This window comes from Aequorivita xiaoshiensis (genome assembly GCF_022008395.1).
In the GTDB taxonomy this organism is placed as follows: Bacteria; Bacteroidota; Bacteroidia; order Flavobacteriales; family Flavobacteriaceae; genus Aequorivita; species Aequorivita xiaoshiensis.
This window is the reverse complement of record NZ_JAIRBB010000005.1, coordinates 1-24,206: the sequence shown is the minus strand read 5'-3', so window position 1 is coordinate 24,206 and position 24,206 is coordinate 1. Positions and strand designations below refer to the sequence as shown.

The 24,206-nt window shown below is 34.5% G+C and carries 21 protein-coding genes; 13 read left to right on the top strand and 8 right to left on the bottom strand.

The window, feature by feature from the left end; all coding sequences use genetic code 11:
• Positions 1–3 precede the first annotated feature (3 nt).
• On the top strand, positions 4–2,604 hold the full coding sequence (gene clpB / locus K8344_RS07565) for an ATP-dependent chaperone ClpB (RefSeq protein WP_237608132.1): 2,601 nt from the start codon (positions 4–6) through the stop codon (positions 2,602–2,604).
• A 674-nt stretch (positions 2,605–3,278) separates the two neighbouring features.
• Here clpB and K8344_RS07560 read toward each other — a convergent pair.
• A complete protein-coding gene (locus K8344_RS07560) occupies positions 3,279–3,464 on the bottom strand; it encodes a CsbD family protein (RefSeq protein WP_237608131.1) in 186 nt (61 codons plus the stop codon).
• Between the two features lie 158 nt (positions 3,465–3,622).
• Here K8344_RS07560 and K8344_RS07555 point away from each other — a divergent pair, with 158 nt between their 5' ends.
• The 5 genes from K8344_RS07555 to K8344_RS07535 all read left to right on the top strand — a co-directional run bounded on the left by K8344_RS07555 (position 3,623) and on the right by K8344_RS07535 (position 8,791).
• On the top strand, positions 3,623–4,177 hold the full coding sequence (locus K8344_RS07555) for a SixA phosphatase family protein (protein ID WP_237608130.1): 555 nt from the start codon (positions 3,623–3,625) through the stop codon (positions 4,175–4,177).
• A gap of 66 nt (positions 4,178–4,243) precedes the next feature.
• Complete coding sequence (gene smpB / locus K8344_RS07550; protein ID WP_237608129.1) at positions 4,244–4,711, top strand: SsrA-binding protein SmpB; 468 nt, start codon at positions 4,244–4,246, stop codon at positions 4,709–4,711.
• A 134-nt stretch (positions 4,712–4,845) separates the two neighbouring features.
• Positions 4,846–7,329 (top strand): DUF5686 and carboxypeptidase regulatory-like domain-containing protein, encoded by a 2,484-nt coding sequence (locus K8344_RS07545; RefSeq protein WP_237608128.1) that lies wholly within the window; start codon positions 4,846–4,848, stop codon positions 7,327–7,329.
• Positions 7,330–7,434: 105 nt separating this feature from the next.
• Complete coding sequence (locus K8344_RS07540) at positions 7,435–8,208, top strand: dienelactone hydrolase family protein (protein WP_237608127.1); 774 nt, start codon at positions 7,435–7,437, stop codon at positions 8,206–8,208.
• 64 nt (positions 8,209–8,272) lie between these two features.
• Positions 8,273–8,791 (top strand): GNAT family N-acetyltransferase, encoded by a 519-nt coding sequence (locus K8344_RS07535; RefSeq protein ID WP_237608126.1) that lies wholly within the window; start codon positions 8,273–8,275, stop codon positions 8,789–8,791.
• On the opposite strand, the gene K8344_RS07530 is transcribed toward K8344_RS07535, so the two are convergent.
• A complete protein-coding gene (locus tag K8344_RS07530) occupies positions 8,788–9,429 on the bottom strand; it encodes a protein-L-isoaspartate(D-aspartate) O-methyltransferase (protein WP_237608125.1) in 642 nt (213 codons plus the stop codon). The genes K8344_RS07535 and K8344_RS07530 overlap by 4 nt on opposite strands.
• A gap of 326 nt (positions 9,430–9,755) precedes the next feature.
• Here K8344_RS07530 and K8344_RS07525 point away from each other — a divergent pair, with 326 nt between their 5' ends.
• From K8344_RS07525 to miaA, 7 genes are read left to right on the top strand one after another with little or no spacing between them, the layout of a single operon-like run.
• Positions 9,756–10,724, top strand: coding sequence for a Gfo/Idh/MocA family protein (locus tag K8344_RS07525; protein WP_237608124.1), 969 nt, complete (start codon positions 9,756–9,758; stop codon positions 10,722–10,724).
• A gap of 43 nt (positions 10,725–10,767) precedes the next feature.
• Positions 10,768–11,658, top strand: a complete 891-nt coding sequence (locus K8344_RS07520; protein WP_237608123.1) for a 3-hydroxybutyryl-CoA dehydrogenase — start codon at positions 10,768–10,770, stop codon at positions 11,656–11,658.
• A 46-nt stretch (positions 11,659–11,704) separates the two neighbouring features.
• Positions 11,705–12,943, top strand: coding sequence for a DUF1015 domain-containing protein (locus tag K8344_RS07515; RefSeq protein WP_237608122.1), 1,239 nt, complete (start codon positions 11,705–11,707; stop codon positions 12,941–12,943).
• A gap of 44 nt (positions 12,944–12,987) precedes the next feature.
• A complete protein-coding gene (locus K8344_RS07510) occupies positions 12,988–13,641 on the top strand; it encodes a YggS family pyridoxal phosphate-dependent enzyme (protein WP_237608121.1) in 654 nt (217 codons plus the stop codon).
• 35 nt (positions 13,642–13,676) lie between these two features.
• Positions 13,677–15,059 (top strand): exonuclease domain-containing protein, encoded by a 1,383-nt coding sequence (locus K8344_RS07505; protein WP_237608120.1) that lies wholly within the window; start codon positions 13,677–13,679, stop codon positions 15,057–15,059.
• Positions 15,060–15,091: 32 nt separating this feature from the next.
• Positions 15,092–15,946, top strand: a complete 855-nt coding sequence (locus tag K8344_RS07500) for an ion transporter (RefSeq protein ID WP_237608119.1) — start codon at positions 15,092–15,094, stop codon at positions 15,944–15,946.
• Complete coding sequence (miaA, locus tag K8344_RS07495) at positions 15,933–16,853, top strand: tRNA (adenosine(37)-N6)-dimethylallyltransferase MiaA (protein WP_237608118.1); 921 nt, start codon at positions 15,933–15,935, stop codon at positions 16,851–16,853. The genes K8344_RS07500 and miaA overlap by 14 nt, the downstream gene beginning before the upstream one ends.
• A 34-nt stretch (positions 16,854–16,887) precedes the next feature.
• On the opposite strand, the gene K8344_RS07490 is transcribed toward miaA, so the two are convergent.
• The 6 genes from K8344_RS07490 to K8344_RS07465 all read right to left on the bottom strand — a co-directional run.
• Positions 16,888–17,604, bottom strand: coding sequence for a response regulator transcription factor (locus K8344_RS07490; RefSeq protein WP_139855135.1), 717 nt, complete (start codon positions 17,602–17,604; stop codon positions 16,888–16,890).
• A gap of 4 nt (positions 17,605–17,608) precedes the next feature.
• Positions 17,609–19,132, bottom strand: coding sequence for a sensor histidine kinase (locus K8344_RS07485; RefSeq protein WP_237608117.1), 1,524 nt, complete (start codon positions 19,130–19,132; stop codon positions 17,609–17,611).
• A 121-nt stretch (positions 19,133–19,253) separates the two neighbouring features.
• Entirely contained in the window at positions 19,254–19,829 is a 576-nt protein-coding gene (coaE, locus tag K8344_RS07480; RefSeq protein WP_237608116.1) for a dephospho-CoA kinase, read from the bottom strand.
• A 13-nt stretch (positions 19,830–19,842) separates the two neighbouring features.
• Positions 19,843–20,793: a CdaR family protein gene (locus tag K8344_RS07475; RefSeq protein ID WP_237608115.1), complete on the bottom strand. Its 951-nt coding sequence runs from the start codon at positions 20,791–20,793 to the stop codon at positions 19,843–19,845.
• Between the two features lie 26 nt (positions 20,794–20,819).
• Positions 20,820–21,821 carry a glycosyltransferase family 2 protein gene (locus K8344_RS07470; RefSeq protein WP_237608114.1) on the bottom strand — a complete coding sequence of 334 codons (1,002 nt, stop codon included), beginning with the start codon at positions 21,819–21,821 and terminating at the stop codon, positions 20,820–20,822.
• Positions 21,822–21,896: 75 nt separating this feature from the next.
• On the bottom strand, positions 21,897–24,206 hold a 2,310-nt coding region (locus tag K8344_RS07465), incomplete at its 5' end, for a T9SS type A sorting domain-containing protein (RefSeq protein WP_237608113.1).

Genomic DNA, 24,206 nt, shown 5'->3' with positions numbered 1-24,206 from the left:
TATATGAACTTTAACAATTTTACCATAAAAAGCCAGGAGGCCATCCAAAAAGCACAGCAGATTGCGCAGGGATTTGGCCATCAGCAAATTGAAAATGAACACATACTCAAAGCTATATTTGAGGTGGATGAAAATGCCACACCTTTTATTTTAAAAAAATTAAATGTAAATCTTGTTACCCTTAAACAGATTTTAGAAAAGCAACTAGAAAGCTTCCCTAAAGTTTCTGGTGGTGATATTATGCTTTCACGAGAAGCCAATACAGCTGTACTTGAAGCGAGCAATATTGCTAAAAAAATGGGCGATGAATTTGTTTCTATTGAACATCTTCTTTTGGCAATTTTAAATTCTAAAAGTGCCATTGCCCAAAGTCTGAAAGACCAAGGAGTAACCGAAAAAGGGATGAAAGCTGCTATTCAGGAGTTACGCGGTGGAGAAAAAGTAACTTCACAAAGTGCTGAGGAGACCTATAATTCATTAAGCAAATACGCCAAAAACCTCAACCAACTAGCTCGTGATGGCAAGATGGATCCAGTAATTGGTCGTGATGAAGAAATTAGAAGAATTTTACAAATTCTTTCTAGAAGAACCAAAAACAACCCAATGCTTGTTGGAGAACCAGGAACTGGTAAAACTGCAATTGCAGAGGGTCTTGCTCACAGAATAGTGGACGGGGATGTTCCTGAAAATTTAAAGACTAAAGAAATTTATTCACTAGATATGGGTGCGTTAATCGCCGGAGCCAAATATAAAGGAGAATTCGAAGAGCGATTAAAAGCTGTTATTAAGGAAGTAACTTCAAGCGAAGGAGACATTGTTCTTTTTATCGACGAGATACATACCCTCGTCGGTGCTGGAGGCGGACAAGGTGCAATGGATGCCGCAAACATCTTAAAACCAGCATTAGCCCGTGGTGAATTACGAGCTATAGGAGCAACAACCTTGGATGAATACCAAAAATATTTTGAAAAAGACAAAGCCTTAGAGCGTCGATTCCAAAGAGTTGTTGTAGATGAACCAGATACTGAAAGTGCAATTTCAATATTACGTGGAATTAAAGAAAAGTACGAAACACACCATAAGGTTCGTATTAAAGACGAAGCAATTATTGCAGCCGTTGAACTTTCGGAAAGATATATTACAAACCGATTTCTTCCAGATAAAGCCATTGACTTAATGGACGAAGCAGCTAGTAAGCTTAGAATGGAAATCAACTCTAAGCCTGAAGAATTAGATGTTTTAGACAGAAAGATAATGCAACTTGAGATTGAAATTGAAGCGATAAAACGTGAAAACGACGAAGTTAAATTGAAGGCTCTACATTCAGATTTAGCCAATTTAAAAGAAGAACGAAATGAACTTAATGCAAAATGGCAAAGTGAGAAAGAAGTTGTAGATAATGTTCAGAATCTGAAAAAGGAAATAGAAGAGTATAAATTGGAAGCTGAACGCGCTGAACGAGATGGCGATTTTGGAAAAGTAGCAGAGCTTCGTTACGGAAAAATTAAAGAAGCCCAAGAAAAGCTTACCAAACTTGAAACGCAATTGGCGGAAAATGACGAAAGCACATCTTTAATTAAAGAAGAAGTTACACGAGAAGATATAGCTGAAGTTGTTGCAAAATGGACTGGAGTTCCAGTTACCAAAATGCTTCAAAGTGAACGTGAAAAACTTTTGGTTTTAGAAGATGAGCTTCACAAACGAGTAGTAGGTCAACACGAAGCAATAGTTGCAGTAAGTGACGCCATTAGAAGAAGTCGCGCAGGATTGCAGGACGAAAAAAAACCAATTGGTAGTTTCTTATTTTTAGGTACAACTGGTGTAGGTAAAACCGAACTAGCTAAGGCCTTAGCTGAATATCTATTCGATGATGAAAGTGCTATGACGCGAATTGATATGAGTGAGTATCAGGAAAGACACAGTGTGAGCCGTTTAGTTGGTGCACCTCCAGGATATGTGGGATATGACGAAGGTGGACAATTAACCGAAGCTGTACGTCGTAAACCTTATAGCGTGGTGTTGCTCGACGAAATTGAAAAAGCACACCCCGATACATTTAATATTTTATTACAGGTTTTGGACGAAGGTAGGTTGACAGACAACAAAGGACGATTAGCAGATTTTAAAAACACTATTATTATTATGACTAGCAATATGGGGAGTCAGATAATTCAAGAGCGTTTTGAGGCTGTTAAGGACCCAGAAACAGCAATGGAAGGTGCCAAAACTGAAGTATTAGCATTATTAAAACAATCAGTTCGTCCCGAGTTCTTAAACCGAATTGACGATATTATAATGTTCACTCCGCTTTCTAAAACAGATATTCGCAAAATCGTGGAGCTTCAATTGAAAGGCGTGTCTAAAATGTTGCTGAAACAAAATATTGTTTTAGATGCTACACCTGAAGCTATAGGTTATTTAGCTGAGAAAGGGTTTGATCCGCAATTCGGAGCAAGACCAGTTAAAAGAGTTGTACAACGAGAAGTGCTAAACGAGTTATCGAAAGAAATTCTTGCGGGTAAGATAACTACCGAAAGTATTATACTTTTAGATAGTTTTAATGATAATCTTGTGTTTAGAAATCAAGAGAACTTAGTAGAATAACTCAGTTTTTCTATCCTATAAAATCCCTCAAACTTAGGTTTGAGGGATTTTTTTATTTAGGATAAAGATTTATACATAATTTGTATTCCGCTTCAGTTATCATTCCTGCTCTTGTCAAACCATTAAAATTCGATAAATTTTTGAAATAGTCGCTAATCTTTCTTCTGTACAAATATGATTTTGAGTTCTATCTCTTTTTTTATTCTCCACCTAACGCTCCGTTTCACAACTCAGACAACTACTTCAATTTAGGAAAAATATTTCTAGACAAAACAGTTCGAACTTGATGGGTATAAACGCCAAAAATTGCGCTACGATTTTGTGGGGCTAATGTTACTTCCATTTCATAATAGGTCGTTAATGCGGTAATATTTATTACATACTTCCTTAAAATTTACAATATTATTGTTCCAATATGCAATATCACATTTACATGCTTAAAATAAATCTGCTTTAAACAAATCTCAGTTAAGGTTTCTTTCTAAAACCCACTACCAACTTCAAAGTAAATAAGGCCTTTACTGTAAAGTTGTAGCGAAGTTATTATAAAAAGGTATTAGTGAAAATAGAGCAACTAATTAATGTTAATCAACAGAAAAACCCATCGAAATTCTACTATAAGAATTTTGATGGGTTTGGCTTCAAATAAAGCAGTAACTATAGTTTAGAATAAACTACCACTTATCGATCATATCTTTTAACTGTTCTTTGGTTTTTCCAGTTTTTTCCTGAAGGCGACCAAGTAGTTCATCAGACTTTCCTTCTGTATACATTAAATCATCATCGGTAACATCTGCAAATTCTTGCTTAAACTTACCCTTTACTTGATTCCATTTTCCTTTAAATTGATCTTCATTCATAGCTTTTAGATTTTAGGTTAATTAAATATTCTTTGTTTGATATCATAAAATTACAGATCTTATGTAAACATTTATATTAATGAAACCCTAAAGATTCTTTGAAATAAGTTATAACTTTACTAACAAGTCTTAATTGATGTTATTTAAAACTCAACACTATGAAGCAATTTCTATTTTTAATGATTTTTATGCCGCTTTTTACATTTTGCGGTCAAAAAAAAGAAAAAAATAACGAAAAACAGTCTTCAGAAGAAACTAGTGAAGTAGAAACCCCATTATATAAAGCAACATATTATTTAATTCGTCACGCCGAAAAAGACAGAACAGATCCTGAAAATGAGGACCCTAGTCTTAACATAGATGGAATGGTGCGTGCAAAAAATTGGGCAAAATATTTCGAGACCATCAAAATAGATGAGATTTACATAACTAAATATATTAGAACCAAGCAAACAGTTTCTTTCATTGCACAGCAAAAAGCAATTTCTCCCAAAATTTACAATCCAAACACCTTATACTCTGTAGACTTTCTAAAAGAAACCCATGGAAAAACAGTTCTCATTTCAGGTCACAGCAATACCACCCCTATGCTGGTAAACAAGCTTATAGGAGAACAAAAATTTATAGAGATGGATAATGGCGATAATGCAACACTTTTCAAGGTAACTCTCGATGGAAACAACCGAAACGTAGAAACTTTAAAAGTGGAATAATATCTTCTTTTCGGATTTTATAATAATATTTAGAAATTCTTCTTTATTCCTTCTATTTTTGCATCTATGGCAATTCAGAAAAACGTAAAAATTAAAAATCGTAAAGCTAGGTTTGAGTATGAGATTCTCGATACTTTTACTGCAGGCATTGTTTTACGCGGAACCGAAATAAAAGCCATCCGGGAAGGTAAGGCCTCGATTGCTGAAAGCTTTTGTGAATTCAATAGTAATGGTGAACTCTTTGTCATAAATATGACTATTCAAGAGTATAGCCACGCTACACATTACAACCACAGCCCTAAAAGTGAACGAAAGCTTCTTCTCAATCGAAGTGAATTAAAGAAGCTTGGAAAAGAAGTTAAAAATTCTGGATTAACTATTATACCCTTAGTACTTTTCACTAATAACAAAGGGTTAGCTAAAATGGATATCGCTCTTGCTCGCGGTAAAAAACTATACGATAAAAGGGAAACCATAAAAGAGAGGGATACCAAAAAACAACTTAGCAGAATTAAGAAATCCTTTAATAATTAGTTGCTTTCACAATTTTAGCATCTTCGTATTCTTCTTACTAAAAGAAGTTTTGATTACATTTCCGATAACAATACTTTAGCAAGATGTAAACTTTTTTATTAGTATTTTGCAATAACTAATCTTCCAAAATACTGATGAAAATAAAATTACTTCTTCTAGTTTTTCTCTTAATTTCAAAAACTATTTCTGCTCAGATAGTAGGAAAAGTAACCGATACTCATGGTGCACCACTACCCTATGTAAATATTTATCTTCAAAATAGCTATATAGGAACCACAACAAATGACGATGGTAACTACTCTTTAAATGTATCTGATAAAAAAGAATACAAAGTTTCATTTCAGTTTTTAGGTTATAAAACGTTAACCAAAAATATTACGGCCACCTCTTTTCCATATATTTTAAACATTTCACTTGAAGAAGAAACAACAAGTTTAGATGAAGTAATTGTAAACACTTCAGAAGATCCAGCCTATCGCATTATTCGCAAGACAATTGAACAGCGTAAAGAAAACTTAGAAAAACTAAGCGAGTACACTGCAGACTTTTATTCGAGAGGACTGTGGCACGTGGAAGATGTTCCAGAGAAAATTTTGGGACAAGAAGTTGGTGATTTTGATGGGGCGCTAGACAGTACACGTACAGGAATAGTTTACCTATCGGAAACTATTTCGGAAATAGCCTATCAAAAACCTGATAAATTCACTGAAACAATTATTGCAAGTAAAGTAAGCGGTAACGATAACGGATTTAGCTTCAACAGTGCGCAAAGTGCAAACATTTCGTTCTATGAAAATACGGTAGAACTTAATGCTGCTCTCGTTTCGCCAATTGCAAATAACGCCTTAAACTACTACAATTATAAACTCGATGGAGTTTTTTATGAAGGTGTCAAGCTTATCAATAAAATTAAAGTTACACCTAAACGACCTAAAGACCGAGTTTGGTATGGATATCTTTATATAGTTGAGGATGACTGGCAACTTTACGGCGTAGAACTTTCTACTACAGGAAGTGCAATTCAGATACCTTTTGTAAGTGATTTACTAATTAAACAGAATTATAAATACGACACCGATTATGATTTCTGGGTTAAGCTTTCCCAAACCATTGATTTTGGATTTGGCCTATTAGGAATGAAAGGAGATGGCCGTTTTATTGCTGTATATAGTAATTACAATTTTGAGCCTGAATTCACTAAAAAGACATTTACCAACGAAGTACTTTCCTTTAAACCAGAAGCCAATAAAAAAGATAGTCTATTTTGGAAAGGAATTCGTCCAGTGCCATTAACCAATGAAGAACTTAAAGATTACATTAAGAAAGACAGTCTTCAAGTATTGAGAAGCTCGAAACAATATTTAGATTCTATAGATGCTAAATCAAATAAACCTGGAGTAATGAGCCTATTAACCGGCTATACTTATAAAAACTCATACAACAAGTGGTCGGTGGGATACGAAGGGCCATTAAGAGGAATAAACTTCAACACTATACAAGGTTGGAACAGCAAAGCTGGGCTAACCTTTTTTAAATGGTACGACGATAACCAAACAAACACACTATCGGCAGCCGTTAGAGCAGATTATGGAATTGCCGAAGACCGACTTCGATTTACAGCTGGCATTCTTAGAAACTTCAATTGGAAGAACAAGTTGCGTTTTTCACTTTCAGGAGGAAGCAAGGTTGCTCAGTTTAACGATGAGGAACCCATATCTCCACTAATAAATACAATCGCCACCCTTTTCTTTGAAAGAAATTACATGAAGCTTTACGAGCTTAATTACGGACGTCTAACCTATAGTCAGGAAGTTATTAACGGATTGCACTTATATGCATCTGTTGCTTATGAAAACCGTAAACCGCTTTTTAATAATACCAACTATGTTACAATTCCGAATAAGGATGTAAGTTACACAAGTAATAATCCGCTATTTCCAAACGACTTCACTAATACTGCAATTGCAGAACACAATATTGTAAAGAGTAAGTTACGAGCTCGAATTAATTTCGCTCAAAAGTATTTTTCAAATCCTGATATGAAATTTAATATTGGTGATAATAAATTTCCTGAACTTAATATTTCAGTAGAAAATGGAACCGCTATTACCGAAAGCTACTACGATTATACCCACTTGGAAGCAAGTTTAAATCAATCAATCTCTTTAGGAAACAAAGGCCAGTTTTATTACAATTTAAAAGGGGGCACCATTGCAAACGGTGAAGGAATTTCATTTATAGATTACAAACATTTCAACGGAAACCAAACAAGAGTGGGCACTTCACCAAACTACACTAATGTTTTCAACCTAATGCCATATTACGAATTTAGCACCAATAAAAGTTATTTTGAGGGGCATTTAGAACACGACTTCCGCGGATGGATTTTAGGTAAAATTCCAGGAATAAATCAGCTAAACCTCAACTTAGTGGCAGGAGCACATTTTTTAAGTACTGAAGAAAGAAAGCCTTATTCTGAAGTTTCAATCGGTATTGACAATCTCGGTTTTGGAAAATTTAGGCTCCTACGCGTAGATTATGTTCGCTCCTATTACAACGGTGGTAGTGAAGGCGCTTTTATATTTGGTTTAAAGTTTATAGACCTTTTAAGACTATAAGTATTCAACCTATCTAATTCATTATTAGCGTATTATTTTTTTTGTTATTATATTTCATTGTGATGAAATTGACAATAGCGAAAATCATTTCTTTAAAAATAAAAGATGAAAATTACATTTAAACTCCTGCTCATATTTTCGCTTTTTACAAGCTGTATCCCAATGCAGAAAGTACCAAAAGATGCGAAAATGATCGATTTTTTTCATTTTCAAAAAGCTGATAATTACGATGCTTCCAAATGGGCTGTTTTCCTACCTGGAACTGGAGGTTTGAGGATTTTTAAAGATACTTTGCATTATTTTAACGTGGCTAAAAAGCTGAATGCAGAAGGTATTTCTGTTTTATTGGTCGATAACGTTGCAGCCTATAAAGCCTCCCATAGAAATGTTGATGAAGAAGAGCCCTCTCAAATAATTTGGACGCTAAAACAAGCCCTAAAATGGGCTAAGGAGAGCGAAAGAATCGATCCAAAATCTAAAGGAAGCATTGTAGGTTGGTCGCGCGCTGGTTTAGGGCTAATTCCTTTAGCCAACGACCAAGTTCAACTAGAGGAACTAAATATTAAATCAATTGCAATGTTTTATCCTGCAAATGGATATGAATTGAAGTTAAAACCAAAGGTTCCAGTTCTCATTATGACAGGAGGAAGAGATAAAATTGTAAAAGTTAACGACATTCTTGAGAACATGATTGCTGAGAATGTAAAAATTCAAGTTTATGACGAAGCATACCATGGATATGATGTTGAAAGTCTTAAGAAAGGTAAGTATTACAGGATTATTCCATTTATAACTAAAAAGCACTATTTATTAAAATATAACCAAGAAGCCGCAAATGATTCATTTGAGGAATTGATTGAGTTTTTAAAAAAGCACTGATTACATACATTCACTTTGAGTGTAAATCCGTTTCAAAAAGATATCATCATTTAGATTAGCACTTATGGCCACCCCCTTCCCTATCCTAAACACCGAACGTTTGCATCTACGTGAGATAAATCTTTCGGATGTAGATAGAATTCACTATTTCCGTTCAGATAAGGAAATCACAAAATTTATAAAAAGATCGGAGCCGCAAACTTTTGAAATGGCGGTGGCACATATTAAAAATATTAACAGCCAATTAAAGAAAAATCAGTCAATAGCTTGGGGGATAGTTTTACAAGGTTCAACAGAATTAATTGGCTCAATTTGTCTTTGGAATTTTTCAGAAGATAAAAAAACTGCAGAGGTTGGTTACGACCTAGATCCTAAATTTCAAGGCAAAGGATTTATGAGCGAAGCCCTAAAAGCAGTTTTAAATTATGGCTTCACTCAAAGAGATTTTGAAACCATTGTTGCTTACACCGATTACAGAAATATTCCATCAAAAAACCTCTTAAAACGCTTTGGATTTATTCCAAGCCACACTTTAAAAGATACTGACAACCAAAACAATGAAGTGTTTTACTTAAACCGTTAGTTTTTGTCTTCTAGGAGAGGTACGAATCGGAATTCTCCGTGCTCTTCTTTCACAAATTCGGCCTCAGATTTACGAGTAAACACCGTCATTATCTGAACATTGTCACCAACAGGAATCACTAATTTCCCTCCAATTTTCAACTGAGCTAATAAAGGATTTGGCACAAAAGGTGCACCTGCAGTAACTATAATTCCGTCATAAGGAGCCTCCTCTTCTAACCCAATATACCCATCACCAAAAATCATTCGCTTTGGTTTATAACCTAATTTCGGAAGGAACAATTTAGTTTTTTTAAAAAGCTCGTTTTGCCTTTCAATGGTAAAAAGAGTCACTCCTAATTCTAAAAGCACGGCAGATTGATATCCGCTTCCAGTTCCAATTTCAAGAACTTTATCTCCCTTTTCAACTTCTAAAAGTTCTGTTTGTCTAGCTACAGTATAGGGTTGAGAAATAGTTTGATCTGCTGCAATGGGAAAAGCTTTATCGGTATAGGCGTGATCTACAAAACTAGAATCCATAAAGAGATGTCTTGGAATCTTACTTATAGCCTGCAAAACATTATTATTTACAATTCCTTTCTTTTTAAGAGTTTCAACAAGCCTCTTCCGCATTCCTTGATGAGTAAAGGTATCTTTCACATTATTAAATTTTAGTTCCGAAGAATTCGGGATAAACAATTTCGTTACAAAATAACCAAATAAGCTTTATAAGCCTTAATTTGCGAGGACCAAATTCCAAAATAAATTTCAATATTCAAAAACCAAATCCTCATCACAACCACTAAAACATTCCAACTTAATGATTTTCATTGGCTGAACTTACAATTAAACTTATCAACATACAAAATCATAGTCTTGGCTCCTAAAGTTCAAAATTTTAAAACACTTAAACAACGTAACTTTTAACCTCTTCAACTTTTAAACTTTCCCTTGAAAACCCTTACATTTGTGAAAAACACACGTCAATGTTAAAAGCTGGAGTTCTAGGTGCTGGACACTTAGGAAAAATACACTTAAAACTACTGCAACAATCATCAAAATACGAACTTGTTGGTTTTTACGATGCAGATAAACAAGCTTCGGAAAAAATAGAATCTGAGTTCGGCTATAAAAGTTTCCTAACTATGGAAAGCCTTATAGATGCTAGTGAAATGATTGTGGTAGTAACACCTACAAGCACACATTTTGAATGTGCTAAAAAAGTTCTTAATGCTAAAAAACATCTTTTTATTGAAAAACCTATCACAGAAACCGTTGCGCAAGCAGAGGAAATTCGTGATTTAGCTAAAGAGATGAAAGTTCGCGGTCAGGTTGGACAAGTTGAACGTTTTAACCCTGCTTTTCAAGCTATAAAAGACAACATCCACAACCCGATGTTTATTGAATCGCACAGACTGTCGGAATTTAACCCTCGCGGAACAGACGTTTCTGTAGTTTTAGACTTAATGATTCACGACATAGACGCTATTTTAAGTGTAGTAAAAAGTCCTGTTAAATCGGTAAGTGCGAGTGGAGTTTCAGTAATTAGCGAAACACCAGATATTGCAAACGCCAGAATTGAGTTTGAGAACGGTTGTGTAGCAAATTTAACAGCCAGTAGAATTTCACTTAAAAAAATGCGGAAAGCGCGATTCTTTCAGCGTGATGCATATATTTCTGTAGATTTCTTAGAGAAGAAATGTGAAGTGGTAAAAATGAAAGAAGCAGCTACAAAACCTGATGATTACGCAATGATATTGACTAATGCAGAAGGCGTAAAAAAGCAGATTTATTTTGAAAACCCTCAGGTTGAAGAAAACAATGCTATTTTAGATGAACTTGAGAGTTTTTACGATGCTATTAAAGCAGATAGAACACCTGAAGTATCATTAAAACAAGGTACTGAAGCATTGCGCGTAGCAATGTTGATTATAGAGAATTTCAAAAAAGTATAAAGAACATAAGTTGATACACGAATTATAAATTCAAGATTTTAAAATGAAAAATATAGCAGTAATAGGTGCTGGAACAATGGGTAATGGTATTGCCCACACCTTCGCACAATTCGATTACAAAGTAAACCTAATTGATATTTCACAAGAATCTCTAGACAGAGGAATAGCAACTATCACTAAGAACCTAGATAGAATGGTTGCAAAAGAAAAAATTTCAGAAGAGGACAAATCACGTACGCTTAACAACATTACAACTTTTACTGATTTAGAAAAAGGTGTTAAAACAACAGACTTAGTTGTAGAGGCTGCTACAGAAAATGTAGATTTAAAGCTTAAGATTTTCCGCGATTTAGAGAATTTCTGCGACGAGAATACTATACTAGCAAGTAACACATCTTCTATTTCAATTACTCAGATTGCTGCAGTAACTAAAAGACCTGAAAAAGTGATTGGTATGCACTTTATGAATCCAGTGCCGATAATGAAGTTGGTTGAAATCATTAAAGGATACAGCACTAGCCAAGAAACCTACAAGGTTATTGAAGACCTTTCTAAAAAGTTAAACAAAGTTCCTGTTGAAGTTAACGATTATCCAGGTTTTGTAGCAAACCGTATTTTAATGCCAATGATTAATGAAGCCATCGAAACGCTTTATAATGGTGTAGCAGGTGTTAAGGAGATAGATACAGTTATGATGCTAGGAATGGCGCACCCAATGGGGCCTTTAGCTCTGGCCGATTTTATTGGTCTTGACGTTTGCCTTTCAATCTTAAACGTAATGTACGACGGCTTTAAAAACCCTAAATACGCACCTTGTCCATTATTGGTAAATATGGTTATGGCTGGAAAGCTAGGAGCTAAAAGCGGAGAAGGATTTTACGACTATAGCGAAAATAGAAAAGCAGAAGTTGTTGCTGCCATGTTTTCAAAATAGCATTAAAGCGATCTGCTAATTACAATCATTCATAGAATTTTAATAAATGGCCAGAATTATTCCCTTCAAAGCTGTTCGCCCAACACGGGACAAAGTGAGTTTACTCGCCGCACGCTCGTATGAAAGCTATACAGCTTTGCAGGTAGAGTCGCGATTACGAGATAATCCATTTTCGTTTTTACATATTGTAAACCCAGGTTTTCGATATCACAAGGAGATTTCTGGTGAAGAGCGTTATGGCTTGGTGAAAAATCGCTATTTAGAATTTAAAGAAGATGGTATCTTTATGCAGGACGAAAAGCCTTCCTTTTATATTTATAAAATTGTGAATCGTGACGGCTTAGTTTTCAATGGTTTTGTGGGTGCAACTAGTGTTCAAGATTATGAAAACAACATAATTAAGAAGCACGAAGACACTCTTGAATACCGAGAAGTAGCTTTTAAAGAATATTTAAAAACTGTAGGATTTAATGCTGAAGCTGTACTCCTTACCTATCCAAATAATCAGGAGTTAACAGACATTAAAAAGTTGGTGATGCAAAACAGACCCGAGTATGAGTTTACAACAACATACCGAGACACGCATTACCTATGGAATGTAGATGATGAGGAGCTTTTGAAAAAAATTCAGGATATCTTTAAAAAAATTCCATCCTTGTATATAGCAGACGGACATCACCGTTCGGCATCTTCTTATCTTTTAGCGAAAGATTTAAAAGAAGAAAATCCGCATCACACTGGAGAGGAGCCATATAATTTTTTTATGAGTTACCTCATTCCTGAAAGCGATTTAAAAATATATGAATTCAATAGGTTGGTTAAAGACTTAAATGGATTGACAAAACAAGAATTTTTAATAAAACTGGATGAGTATTTTAGAATCGAAAACCGAGGGATGGAATACTATAAACCATCTCAAGTGAATCATTTTAGCATGTATTTAGATGGAGAGTTTTATTCCCTTCACCTTCGTAAAAGCAAATATAAAATTACAAATGCTCTTGATGCTTTAGATACTCATATTTTATATGTTACAATTTTAAATCCTGTTTTAGGGATTGAAGATTTACGAAAAGACAAACGCATTGAATATTCACACGGTAAAAAAGATTTAGCTTACGTTAAAACGGTTGTAGATTCAGGGGAATTTGCTGTAGGGTTTGGTGTGTTACCTGTTACCACAGAGGAAATGCGGAAAATAGCAGATGAAGGCTTTAAAATGCCCCCAAAAAGCACTTATATTGAACCAAAACTCCGAAGCGGAGTTACGGTTTATGAATTCTAATTACAAATGAAATAAAGAGGGAAAGTTAAAGAAGAAAGAGAAAAATGATTTCAGAAAAATTAAAGAATTTAAAGAGTAAGTTGCCTAACGAAGTAACTTTAATTGCGGTTTCCAAAACTAAACCTGTATCAGATTTGATGCAAGCCTACAATTCAGGTCATAAAGATTTTGGCGAAAATAAGGTTCAAGAAATGGAGTCTAAATGGCAAGAAATGCCAAAAGACATCCAATGGCATATGATTGGACATCTGCAACGCAATAAAGTAAAGTATATAGCTCCATTTGTAAGCCTAATTCATGCAGTTGATAGTCTAAGGCTTTTAAAGGAAATAAACAAGCAAGCCAAAAGAAATGAAAGAGTTATTGAGTGTTTGCTTCAAATAAAAATTGCAGAAGAAGACAGTAAGTTTGGAATGGATATATCCGATGCAGCTGCGCTACTCCACTCTGAGGAATTACAAAGTTTTAAAAATGTGAAAATTGTTGGTTTGATGGGAATGGCAACATTTACAGACGATGAAAAGCAAATTTCACAAGAGTTTCAGAGACTAAAAAAAGCCTTTGACCAATTCAAAATTGAAAATTCAGAATTGAAAATCTTGAGTATGGGAATGAGTGGTGATTACGAGATTGCAATCGAGAATGGCAGCAATATGGTGCGTGTAGGCAGTGCTATATTTGGCGAAAGAAACTATTAGTACAAAATTAAATTATTGAATAGTAAGTAAAGTAGATGTACGCAATTTTAGATATAGAAACGACAGGAGGAAAATATAATGAAGAAGGCATTACAGAGATTGCAATCTATAGGTTTGACGGTCATAAAATAGTTGATCAGTTTTCGAGCTTAATTAATCCGGAAAGACCCATTCAGCCTTTTGTGGTTAACCTTACAGGAATTAACAATGAGATGTTACGCCAAGCACCGAAATTTTATGAAGTAGCCAAACGTATCATAGAAATAACAGACGATTGTATTTTAGTAGCACACAACGCACTTTTCGATAATAGAATATTAACCACTGAATTTGATCGTTTAGGTTATCCTTTCGAAAAACAAACGCTTTGTACTGTTGAATTGGCAAAAAAGTTAATTCCAGATATGCCTTCCTATAGTTTAGGGAAATTAGTACGTGCATTAGGAATTCCACTTACCGATCGCCATCGCGCTCAAGGGGATGCAAAAGCAACAGTTTCACTTTTCAAAATGTTGTTAGCTAAAGACACTTCAAAGCAAATTATTAGCGAAACAGTTCGGAAAGACCCAAAGAAAAAATTAAATTCTAAATTACTCAATCTTATAGAAAACATCCCTTCTGAAGTCGGTGTTTACTATATGCTAAATGAAGCGGGTGATGTTATTTATATAGGAAAGAGCAAAAATATCAAGAAAAGACTTAGCCAACATTTTACTAGCGAAAATCGAAAGTCGAAAAAAATTCAAAAGCAAGTTAAATCGGTTAACTTTGAAAAAACAGGAAGTGAACTAATAGCGCTTTTAAAGGAATCTGAAGAAATTAAACAAATTAAACCTATGTTTAATCGTGCCCTTCGCAGATCTTCCTATACACATCAGCTTACTTCATTTGTAGATAAAAACGGTTATATAAATTTAAGTATTGAAAAAGCTGATGGTCGTAAAAAAGCTATACTTACGTTTAGCAATTTTCAACAGGCAAAATCGGAACTTTTTAAAATTACTGAAGAGTATAACCTTTGTCAAAAACTAAATGGTCTTTATGATTCTAAAAATCAGTGCTTCAACTACACTATCAAGGAGTGTTATGGAGCTTGTATAAATAAAGAGCCGGCAGAAGAATACAATGTGCGTGTTAAAGCATTTCTAGAAAAGAAAAGTTTTGAAAACCAAAATATGTTGATAATCGATCGCGGACGAGATGTAGAAGAGCGTGCTGTTGTTTTAATTGAGGATGGAAAGTATAAAGGTTATGGATTTTATAACTTAAACCATCAAATTAATAACCCTGAAATACTAAAAACGATTATTAACCCGATGCAAAACAACCGAGATGCACAACATATAATACAGAGTTATTTAAGAAGTAAAAAAGTATTAAAAACAGTGAATCTTTCAACTAACTCGATTAATAAGTAATCATTGCTTATTTTTATAGTTCAGATAGTTATATGAAACCATCAAATAAAAAATCCTGGCGTTACAGGCTACACGAAATTATCTATGAGGCAGATACACCCATGGGTAAGCTATTCGATATAGTGCTACTCATTCTCATTCTGCTAAGCGTATTGATTGTAATGCTAGAGAGTGTTAAATCTATAGACTTAAAGTACCACAATTTATTTTATATAATTGAGTGGACAATAACTATCTTTTTTACAATAGAATACATAGCTCGAATAATTTCAGTAAAAAAACCTAAGCACTATATATTTAGCTTTTATGGGATAATAGATTTTTTATCTACAATTCCACTATATCTTTCTTTCATTTTAGTAGGTAGTAATTATTTGTTAACCGTTAGAGCCTTACGTTTACTTCGTGTATTTAGAATTTTGAAAATTACCCGTTATATCGGAGAAGGGAATAAACTTAAGAAGGCGCTCATAGAAAGTAGACCTAAAATATTTATTTTCATTTTCGCAGTGTTAATTGTTGCAATTATTGCTGGAACTTTAATGTACCTAATTGAAGGAGAAGCGAGTGGTTTTGAAAATATTCCCGTGAGTATTTATTGGTGTATTGTAACGCTAACTACCGTAGGCTTTGGGGATATTGCTCCAGTAACTCCAGCTGGAAGACTTTTAGCAACTTTAATTATGATACTTGGTTACGGCGTTATAGCAGTACCCACTGGTATTGTAAGTGCTCAGTATGTAAGAAAAATTCCAGACGATTACGTTCATGTAAATACATTATCTTGTAGAAATTGCCTCGAACAAAAGCATAGAGACGACGCAGAATTTTGCCATAAATGCGGGCATAACTTAAATGAAGAACCAAGTCAAATTGAAAACACATAATAATCCCTTGCTTATTTGTATAGTTGGACCTACAGCTATCGGAAAAACAGCAATGGCAATAAAACTAGCGCAAGCTTTTTCTGCTGAAATAATTTCGGCCGATTCTCGACAGTTTTTTAAAGAAATGAACATTGGAACAGCAGTTCCCTCGCAAGAAGAATTGGCAGCTGCTACGCATCACTTTATTCAAAATAAAAGCATTTTTGAAGATTACTCTGTAGGTGATTTTGAAAGAGAAGCAGTAGCTTTTTTAGACCAGTATTTCAACTGTAAGAATATTGCTATACTGGTTGGTGGCTCTGGGTTATATGTAGATGCCGTAGTAAATGGTTTGGATCATTTTCCTGAAGTGCCATTAGTAGTGAGAGAAAAACTAAATGCTGAACTCGGTGAAAAAGGTATTCAATACCTTCAAAGCGAACTTAAAGAAGTAGATCCATCTTATTATAAAAAAGTAGATATTAACAACCCACATAGATTAATACGCGCTTTAGAAATTTATATAGCTACGGGAAAACCATATTCTTCCTTTTTAAAGAAGGATTCTATTAAAAGAAATTTCGACACGATATTTATTGGCCTAGAAGCCGAAAGAGAAATAGTTTACGACCGTATAAACCTTCGTGTTGATAATATGATTTCTGAAGGTCTCATAGAAGAGGCCCAACAACTGTATAATCACAAGGAAAGGAATGCGCTTCAAACGGTAGGATATCGAGAGCTTTTTGAATATTTTGATAATAATATTTCTAAAGAAGAAGCTATTTCAGAAATAAAGAAAAACACACGCCGATTTGCAAAGAGACAAAACACATGGTTTAAAAAAAACAAAAATATCCACTGGTTTGATTATAAAACAGACGCTATTAAAATCATCAATTTTATAAATGAAAAAAACGCCTTATAAAGGCGTTTTTTTACACACATCTTATTCTAAAATACTAGTTATCCACTTCGCTTTTTACAACTAAACGGAAACCTTCCCCATGAATATTAATGATTTCAACATCTTCATCTTTCCCGATATACTTACGCAGTTTTGCAATATATACATCCATACTTCTCGATGTGAAATAATTATCATCTCTCCAGATTTTAGTAAGTGCCAATTCACGAGGCATTAAATCGTTTTTATGTAAAGCCAAAAGCCTTAACAATTCGTTTTCCTTTGGAGATAATTTAATTGGAGACTCCTCTTTATAAGTTAAGAAACGCAACTTTGAATTGAGGTGGAAATTACCAATCTCGAATTCAAACTGTTTACTGTCTGCAATACTATCTGTAGCTTTTCTTTGAATAATCGCTTTTATTTTCATTAAAAGCACTTCACTATCAAATGGCTTGTTTAGGTAGTCGTCTGCCCCCACTTTATATCCTTTAAGCACATCCTCCTTCATAGCTTTCGCTGTTAAGAATATAATTGGCACATCTTCGTTTTTTTCACGAATTTCTTTCGCTAATGTAAATCCGTCTTTATACGGCATCATTACGTCAAGTATGCAGAGATCAAAATCGTCTTTTTTAAATTTTTCGAAACCTTCCATCCCGTTTTTGGCGTGAGTAACGTTATAATCGTTCATTGCCAAATAGTCCTTTAATACTGTTCCAAAATTTGGATCATCTTCCACTAGAAGGATCTTTTTGTTTTCTGTTTCCATAATTCTAAGATATTAAGTGTAATTTTATTATAAATGTGCTGCCTTTTCCTTTTTCACTTTCAACATAAATTTCGGCATCGTGATCATCCAAAATTCGTTTTACGTAAGCTAGACCTAGGCCATGTCCTTTTACGTTATGAATATCGCCAGTATGTTCTCTGTAAAATTTTTCAAAGATTCTTTTTTGTACTGCTTTCGACATCCCAGTACCTTGATCACGGATTTTGAGAATCACACTGTTTTTTACGTTTTCCGAGTAAATATCAATTTTAGGTTCGTCGTCAGAGTATTTTACTGCGTTGTCTAACAAGTTAACAATAACGTTTGTTAAATGCGATTCGTTAGCTAACACCGCAGATTTAAGTGCTCCATAATGTGTTTTTATATAACCTCCTCGATCTTCAACAATTAAACTTACGTGGCTAATTGCATCCTCTACTACTTCTTGTAGGTTAACACGTTCTTTTGGTAGATCCAACTCGTTCTTATCTAATTTTGAAATTCGAAGAACATTTTCAACTTGCGCGTGCATCCGTTTATTCTCTTCTCTTATCATCCCTAGGTAACGCTCTAAAAACTCTTTATTATCCTTTACTTTCGGGTTCCTTAGTGAATCTAATGCAAGGTTAATTGTTGCAATTGGAGTTTTAAACTCGTGAGTCATGTTATTTATAAAATCTGTCTTAATTTGAGAGATTTGTCGTTGTTTATAAATTTGAGAAATCGCACTAGAATAAGCAAGAATAATAACCGCAGTAAAGACCAAGGAAAGGATTGCCATTCCTAAAATACTATTCCAAACAAGTTTTTCCTTACCTGAAAAGTTTACATATAACTCGTAACTAGCTTGATTGCTATTTTCAAAGAGCGGAACCATGTAAGTGCTTTCTTCATTATACTTAAAGTTTTTAGTTCTTACTTTGGTTTCTAATTCATTACTGTAAACAGCAAATTCGAACTTGGTATTTAGTCCTCGTTCATTCAATTCTTTATTTAATAAATCCTTTATTTCAGAAACACTTATTCTTTTATAAATTGGAGTAAGTGTATTAATCGTACTTACAAAATTCTCGAATTGTTTTTGTTCATAATCCTTTAATCTAGAAAAAGATTCGACCCTTGTTTCCGAAACTGTATTCCCATCCATTCCAGATGATAATTTAGTTTGCGTTTTCCGATTTGTTAGCTTTCTAAATTGAATAGTATCAGAATCTAAATTTAACAGTCCAGATGAAAGCTTAAAATCTTGCTCTAAAATACCATCGGTAAAAATGTATGTTTCATTGGTTGCTTTATTCTGAATCTTATAAGCCAACTCAGTAAAACTCACATTATCTGGCACTTGAATACTATCTATATAAGGCATATAAAGCTTGTAATAAGCTTCAGTTTCTTTTAGTTTAATTTCTTTAGCTACCGACAAAAGCACTTGCTTTGCGGTAATTGTAAATTGATCAGCCTTAGTACTATATGCATTGGAAATCCAATAGCCCTGTACAAAAACTATCCCTAATAATGAAAGGCTCATAAGAGCTATGAGTAAAACAAATAGCTTTTTGTTCATAGCCCCAAAAATAAGATTTTAACATTTAGCGCTTTGTTCATTTAACCAAATGTTAACAAAAGACAAGGCGAGATTTAACGTGGGTTTAACTAAGGTAGATGTGAATATCGTTTACTAGATTCTGAGTGTCTTCTAAATCAATGTTTTCGATAACAATATCTGCTAATTCTCTCTTTTTAGAATCAGGCCATTGATTTTTAATTCGTGCTTCTACTTGGCTTTTTGTAACACCATCGCGCTTCATAACACGAGCAATTCTTACTTCTTCTGGAGCGGTGACTAATATTACTACATCACAATTTTTATAACTTCCGTTTTCGAAAAGAATAGCGGCTTCTTTAATTACGTAATCACTTGTTTGTTGTTCTCGCCATTTATCGAAGTGTAAGCCAACTTCAGGATGAATTATAGCATTTACACCTTCTAACAAGTTTTTATTGTTGAAAATCTTATCCGCAACGAATTTTCGATTTAGTTTATCGTTTTGATAGGCTTCATTCCCGAGTAATTTTATTAGTTTTTCACGGATAATAGGGGAAGAATTCATTAGTTTTTTCGCTTCAATATCAGCGATATATACAGGAACACCTAAAGCAGCAAACATTTTTATAACAGTTGTTTTTCCACTGCCAATACCTCCAGTAAGTCCAACTATTTTCATTTGTGCTATTGTTTTATTTTACGATTAAAAGATCAATTTTTTTAGGTTCGAAAACTATGTTGTAAATATTTTCAGGTTTAGATTCTAAAAATGGAATCATAAACTTTCCTTCTTTATTCATTTTTGAATAGTCGCAAACAACCCTAAAATTCTCTTTTTTAAGATCGGCAAACTCCTCTACAGAAACGTCAAATTTTAGTGTGATTGTAGATGGCACTAATTTAATTTCAATATTAGGCGGAAGATTTACAATTTCAACCGGTAATGTAAATTCTCCTTGGGAAAACTCTGCTACTTTAAGATTTGCAGTAACCTCTTGAGGCTTAACAGCAATAACGTCTTTTGATGGTTTACTTATAGCTATTTTTCGTGAAATATTCCTATCTACATTTTTAATTTTAATATGCTCTGTCTCAACATATTTTATATCGTTTATAAGCTTTTTGGGACCAGATATTAATACCGAATCGGGCGTAAATTTTAATGAATCAACGGCCTTAAATCCATTTTTATACGAGATAGACTTTAAAGCTTTAATTGGAACGCTTTTGAGCACAATTGGATCTAGTTGCACTTTTAAGTCTTCAATGGAGAGGTTTTTGATAGCTCTGCTACTTCCAAATTTTAATCCTATAAGCCCTACGAGGTTCTTGTTAGGTATTTCGAAATTAAACTTTTTGTTGTCTAGGTAATCTTCGATATTTATTTCTATTGAAGGCTTCTTAACTTTGTAATATAATATTTCGAATCCATTTGCTGTAAGATCAAAATCAACATCCCGAACTGTATTTTCTGATAAAGCTGTAGTCTCAGGAATATTTAAATATTCAATTTTGGTATTTAGTGAAGCTGTAAACTCTCTGCTAAATTTTGTAAAAACCCAAAATATAGTTGCTAGGGTTAAAAAAAGTAAAAAACGCTTAACTTTTTTTTTATTAAGGTTTCTAAAAATTCCCTTGAACATATTTAAGTGATTATTAATTTATAAAGTTACTCAAAAAATAAAGATGGAAATTGCTCTTGTGGATCTTTATTGAGAAGTCCAATAAAAATACTCGACTTTAAAAAAGCTAAACCATACCCAAAAAACTGAATAAAGACTGCTATTACAGATAAAATACCAATATAAACACTTTTATTCTTAATAGATGAATCAACCAAAATTAATACAAGATAACCTACCAATGGTACGCCAAGATAAGGAGATAAAAATAGTGCTCCCAAGATTGAAGCTAAAGTAAATAACACAAATAAAGTTGGAAACCAAAAGGTGATTTTTGCTGATGAAGGATGCCATTTGCTCAGTATTGGTCTTACCATTCCGAATTTCTTAACCTGAATATGAAATTTTTTCCAAGAAATTCTTCTTTTGTGAAACACATATGCATTAGGAAGAAAAACAGTTTTGTAGCCAGCTTTTAAAATACGTTGTGATAGATCAGGATCTTCACCTGGATGAATTTTACCGTACCCTCCTGTTTTCTCAAAAACCTCCTTTGAAATTCCCATATTAAAACTCCTAGGTTCAAAAGAATTAACACTTACTTCACTACCTCTTATTCCTCCCGTAGTAACAAAGGATGTCATGACGTAATTTATAGCTTTTTGCAGTGGTGTAAAACTTTGGTGCGCTGCATCGGCCCCTCCGAAGCAATGGTAAAATGAATTTTTTAAGAATTCATCAACGGCGGTAAGGTAATGCGTCGGTAATAAACAATCGGAATCTAGTATTATAAAATAATTTCCTTTGGCCCTTCGCATACCATAATTTCGAGATTCTCCAGGGCCAGAGTTTTCTTTAAAGTAGTATGAAATATGAAGCTTATTTGAAAACTCATCAACCACCTCTTCCGATGTTATTGTAGATCCATCTTCTACTATTACAATTTCAAAATCTTCTGAATAATCAAGTTCAACAAAACTATTCAATAGTTCTCTAACCTCCTGAGGGCGGTTGAATACAGGTATAACAAATGAGTATTTTAACAACATGTGGCAAAGTTACTCAAATAAAAAAAACCACCCGCTTTCGCAGGTGGTCTTTAAATAAAATTAAACTATTAAAACTTAATTTTTAATAACCCTGTAAGATCCAGTTTGTCCATTAGCTGTTACTCGCATAATGTATGTACCAGTACTAAGGCTTGAAACATCTAATTGTGATGTCGTAGCATTAATTTGGGCATCAATCACTCTTTGTCCTAACATATTGAAAAGAGCAACAGACTCAATGTTGTCTACGCTGTTCATATTCAATATTGTGGTAGTTGGATTCGGATAGAAAGAGAATCCTTCAATAGTATTGTCAGCAATACCTAAGTTGGTTCCATCAATAACTATATCAGTTTCAGCACCATTATTTAATACAAAAACATAGTATGCTTGTCCTGCTACAGTATTAATAGATGCAGAGGTACCTGGAGCACATTGGTTAGTATTTTGGTCTACCAATGTAAGATCAGTTTCTACTGCATTCTCGTTAGGTGCAGTATAGAAAGTTACTGAGCTAGCTCCTCCTGGAGTTACGATGGTTGCAGTTGCAGTTCCATCTCCAGTTGGCACAAAGTTATACCATACTCCGTTTGCTCCTGTAAGATCACATCCATTAGGATTACCATTCTCTGTTGTAGCCGCAGGCATATTAACCTGAGGATCTGTATAAGGGAATCCTATTTCGTCTACATCTATAGAATTAGCAATTTCATCGTTTGGTGGTGGAACTGGTGCACATGTAATATCAGCTTCCCAGCCTGAATACGCAAATGACCCATCACTCATAAATACGAAGGTAAGCGCTCCACTTGGATGTGTAGATGTGAATGGTCCTGGAATAGTACTACCCCAATACCCTCCTGGAGGGAATCCACCGGTTGTACCAGGATTTCCACTAGAAATAATAGGAGCAGTTGCATCAGGTCCATCATAAACATATAATGCATCCCAATTAGCTTCCGTTTCAAACGATAAGAAAGTTACAGTAACAACATCTCCAGAAACATCAGGAACTATTGTAGTTGTAATATTTGCAGAGTTGCTATAATCTCCATTTGGACCTCCATCATCGTAAAATTTATCACCACAAGCTGGAGGAGTTGCAAATGTAACAGGTCCTGCATGAGTACTCAAGCCATCTACGGTTCCACAGTCTGCAACAACATAGAAGTCATAATTCATTCCACTTGTTAGACCTGTAGCAGTTGCAGAAGTTGTTCCTGAAGGAGTAGTCCCTGTAACCACTGGTGTATCTGTAGTTGGATTTGCCCCGGCATCAAAAATGGACCAGATATAACCATTACTAGCATTTGGTTCGCCAGTCCAAGATAAATCTACAGACGTTGGAGTAATGTTAGTTACTGTAAGGAATGTTGGTTCCGGACAAGTAGGTGGGTCTAAAGTCTCTCCTACAGATGCCCAAGCAACTTGAGTAGTAGCTGCAGTAGTTACGATAGGACCAATTAAAGTAGTCATACCTGTACTTAAATCGACTGAACGCCATTCTGCTTGAAAAGTATCACCATTAAAAGCAGCCATATAAACCGTATCGGTTGTAGGGTCCCATGCCATACCTTGTCCAAAATTCGCAACAAACCCAATATTACCAATCGGTGTTGATGCAGCAGTTGCAAGGTCTACTGAGTGGAAAGTATCAGTAACTAGATCATAAGTGTACCCTACTCCATTACCGTCAATTGCAAGTGCAATTGGAAAGTCTGTAGCTGGCATACTCATAGCTCCAACCAATGTAGCGGTAACTGCTACGGGGTCTATCGTATAAAGGCTGTTGCCGTTAAGCGCATAGAGGATTCCAGTAGTTTGGTCGAATTCCATTCCAACCCAGTCACCAGGAATATTACCTAGCGCAGTATAAATACCTGTAACAACATCGAAAGAGTAGAAATCACCTCCGTTGTCTAGCACGTATCCTGTTGTTGGATTTGCAGGATCAATTGCACCCGCATTTTCAAAATTAACTGTTACTGGAGATGACCCAAAAACTTCAGTATTCTGAGGCGTCGCTACTCCAAAACCTATTAATTCTAGGTTTCCATTATTAATACCATATACGGTAGTTAATGGACCTGGTCCACCACCGCCACCAATTGGCTCACAAGTACCCTCAAAACTATATACACCTTCTAATGTTGAGTCAATTACAAATCCTCCACCTAGACCATCGTCATAAGCTTCTCCATATCCAATAACTCCAGCAGTAGAATTTTCCCAAAAAGTATTACTTCCGTCTGTTGGCTCAAGGGATAAACCTATCCAATAAGTAGTATCTGCACCATTTTGTCCAGGCAGATCAACATCAGCTATATCAAGTACAACACTCCAAGCATCAAATCCAAAGTTACTTCCAATAACGGTTTGTGAATC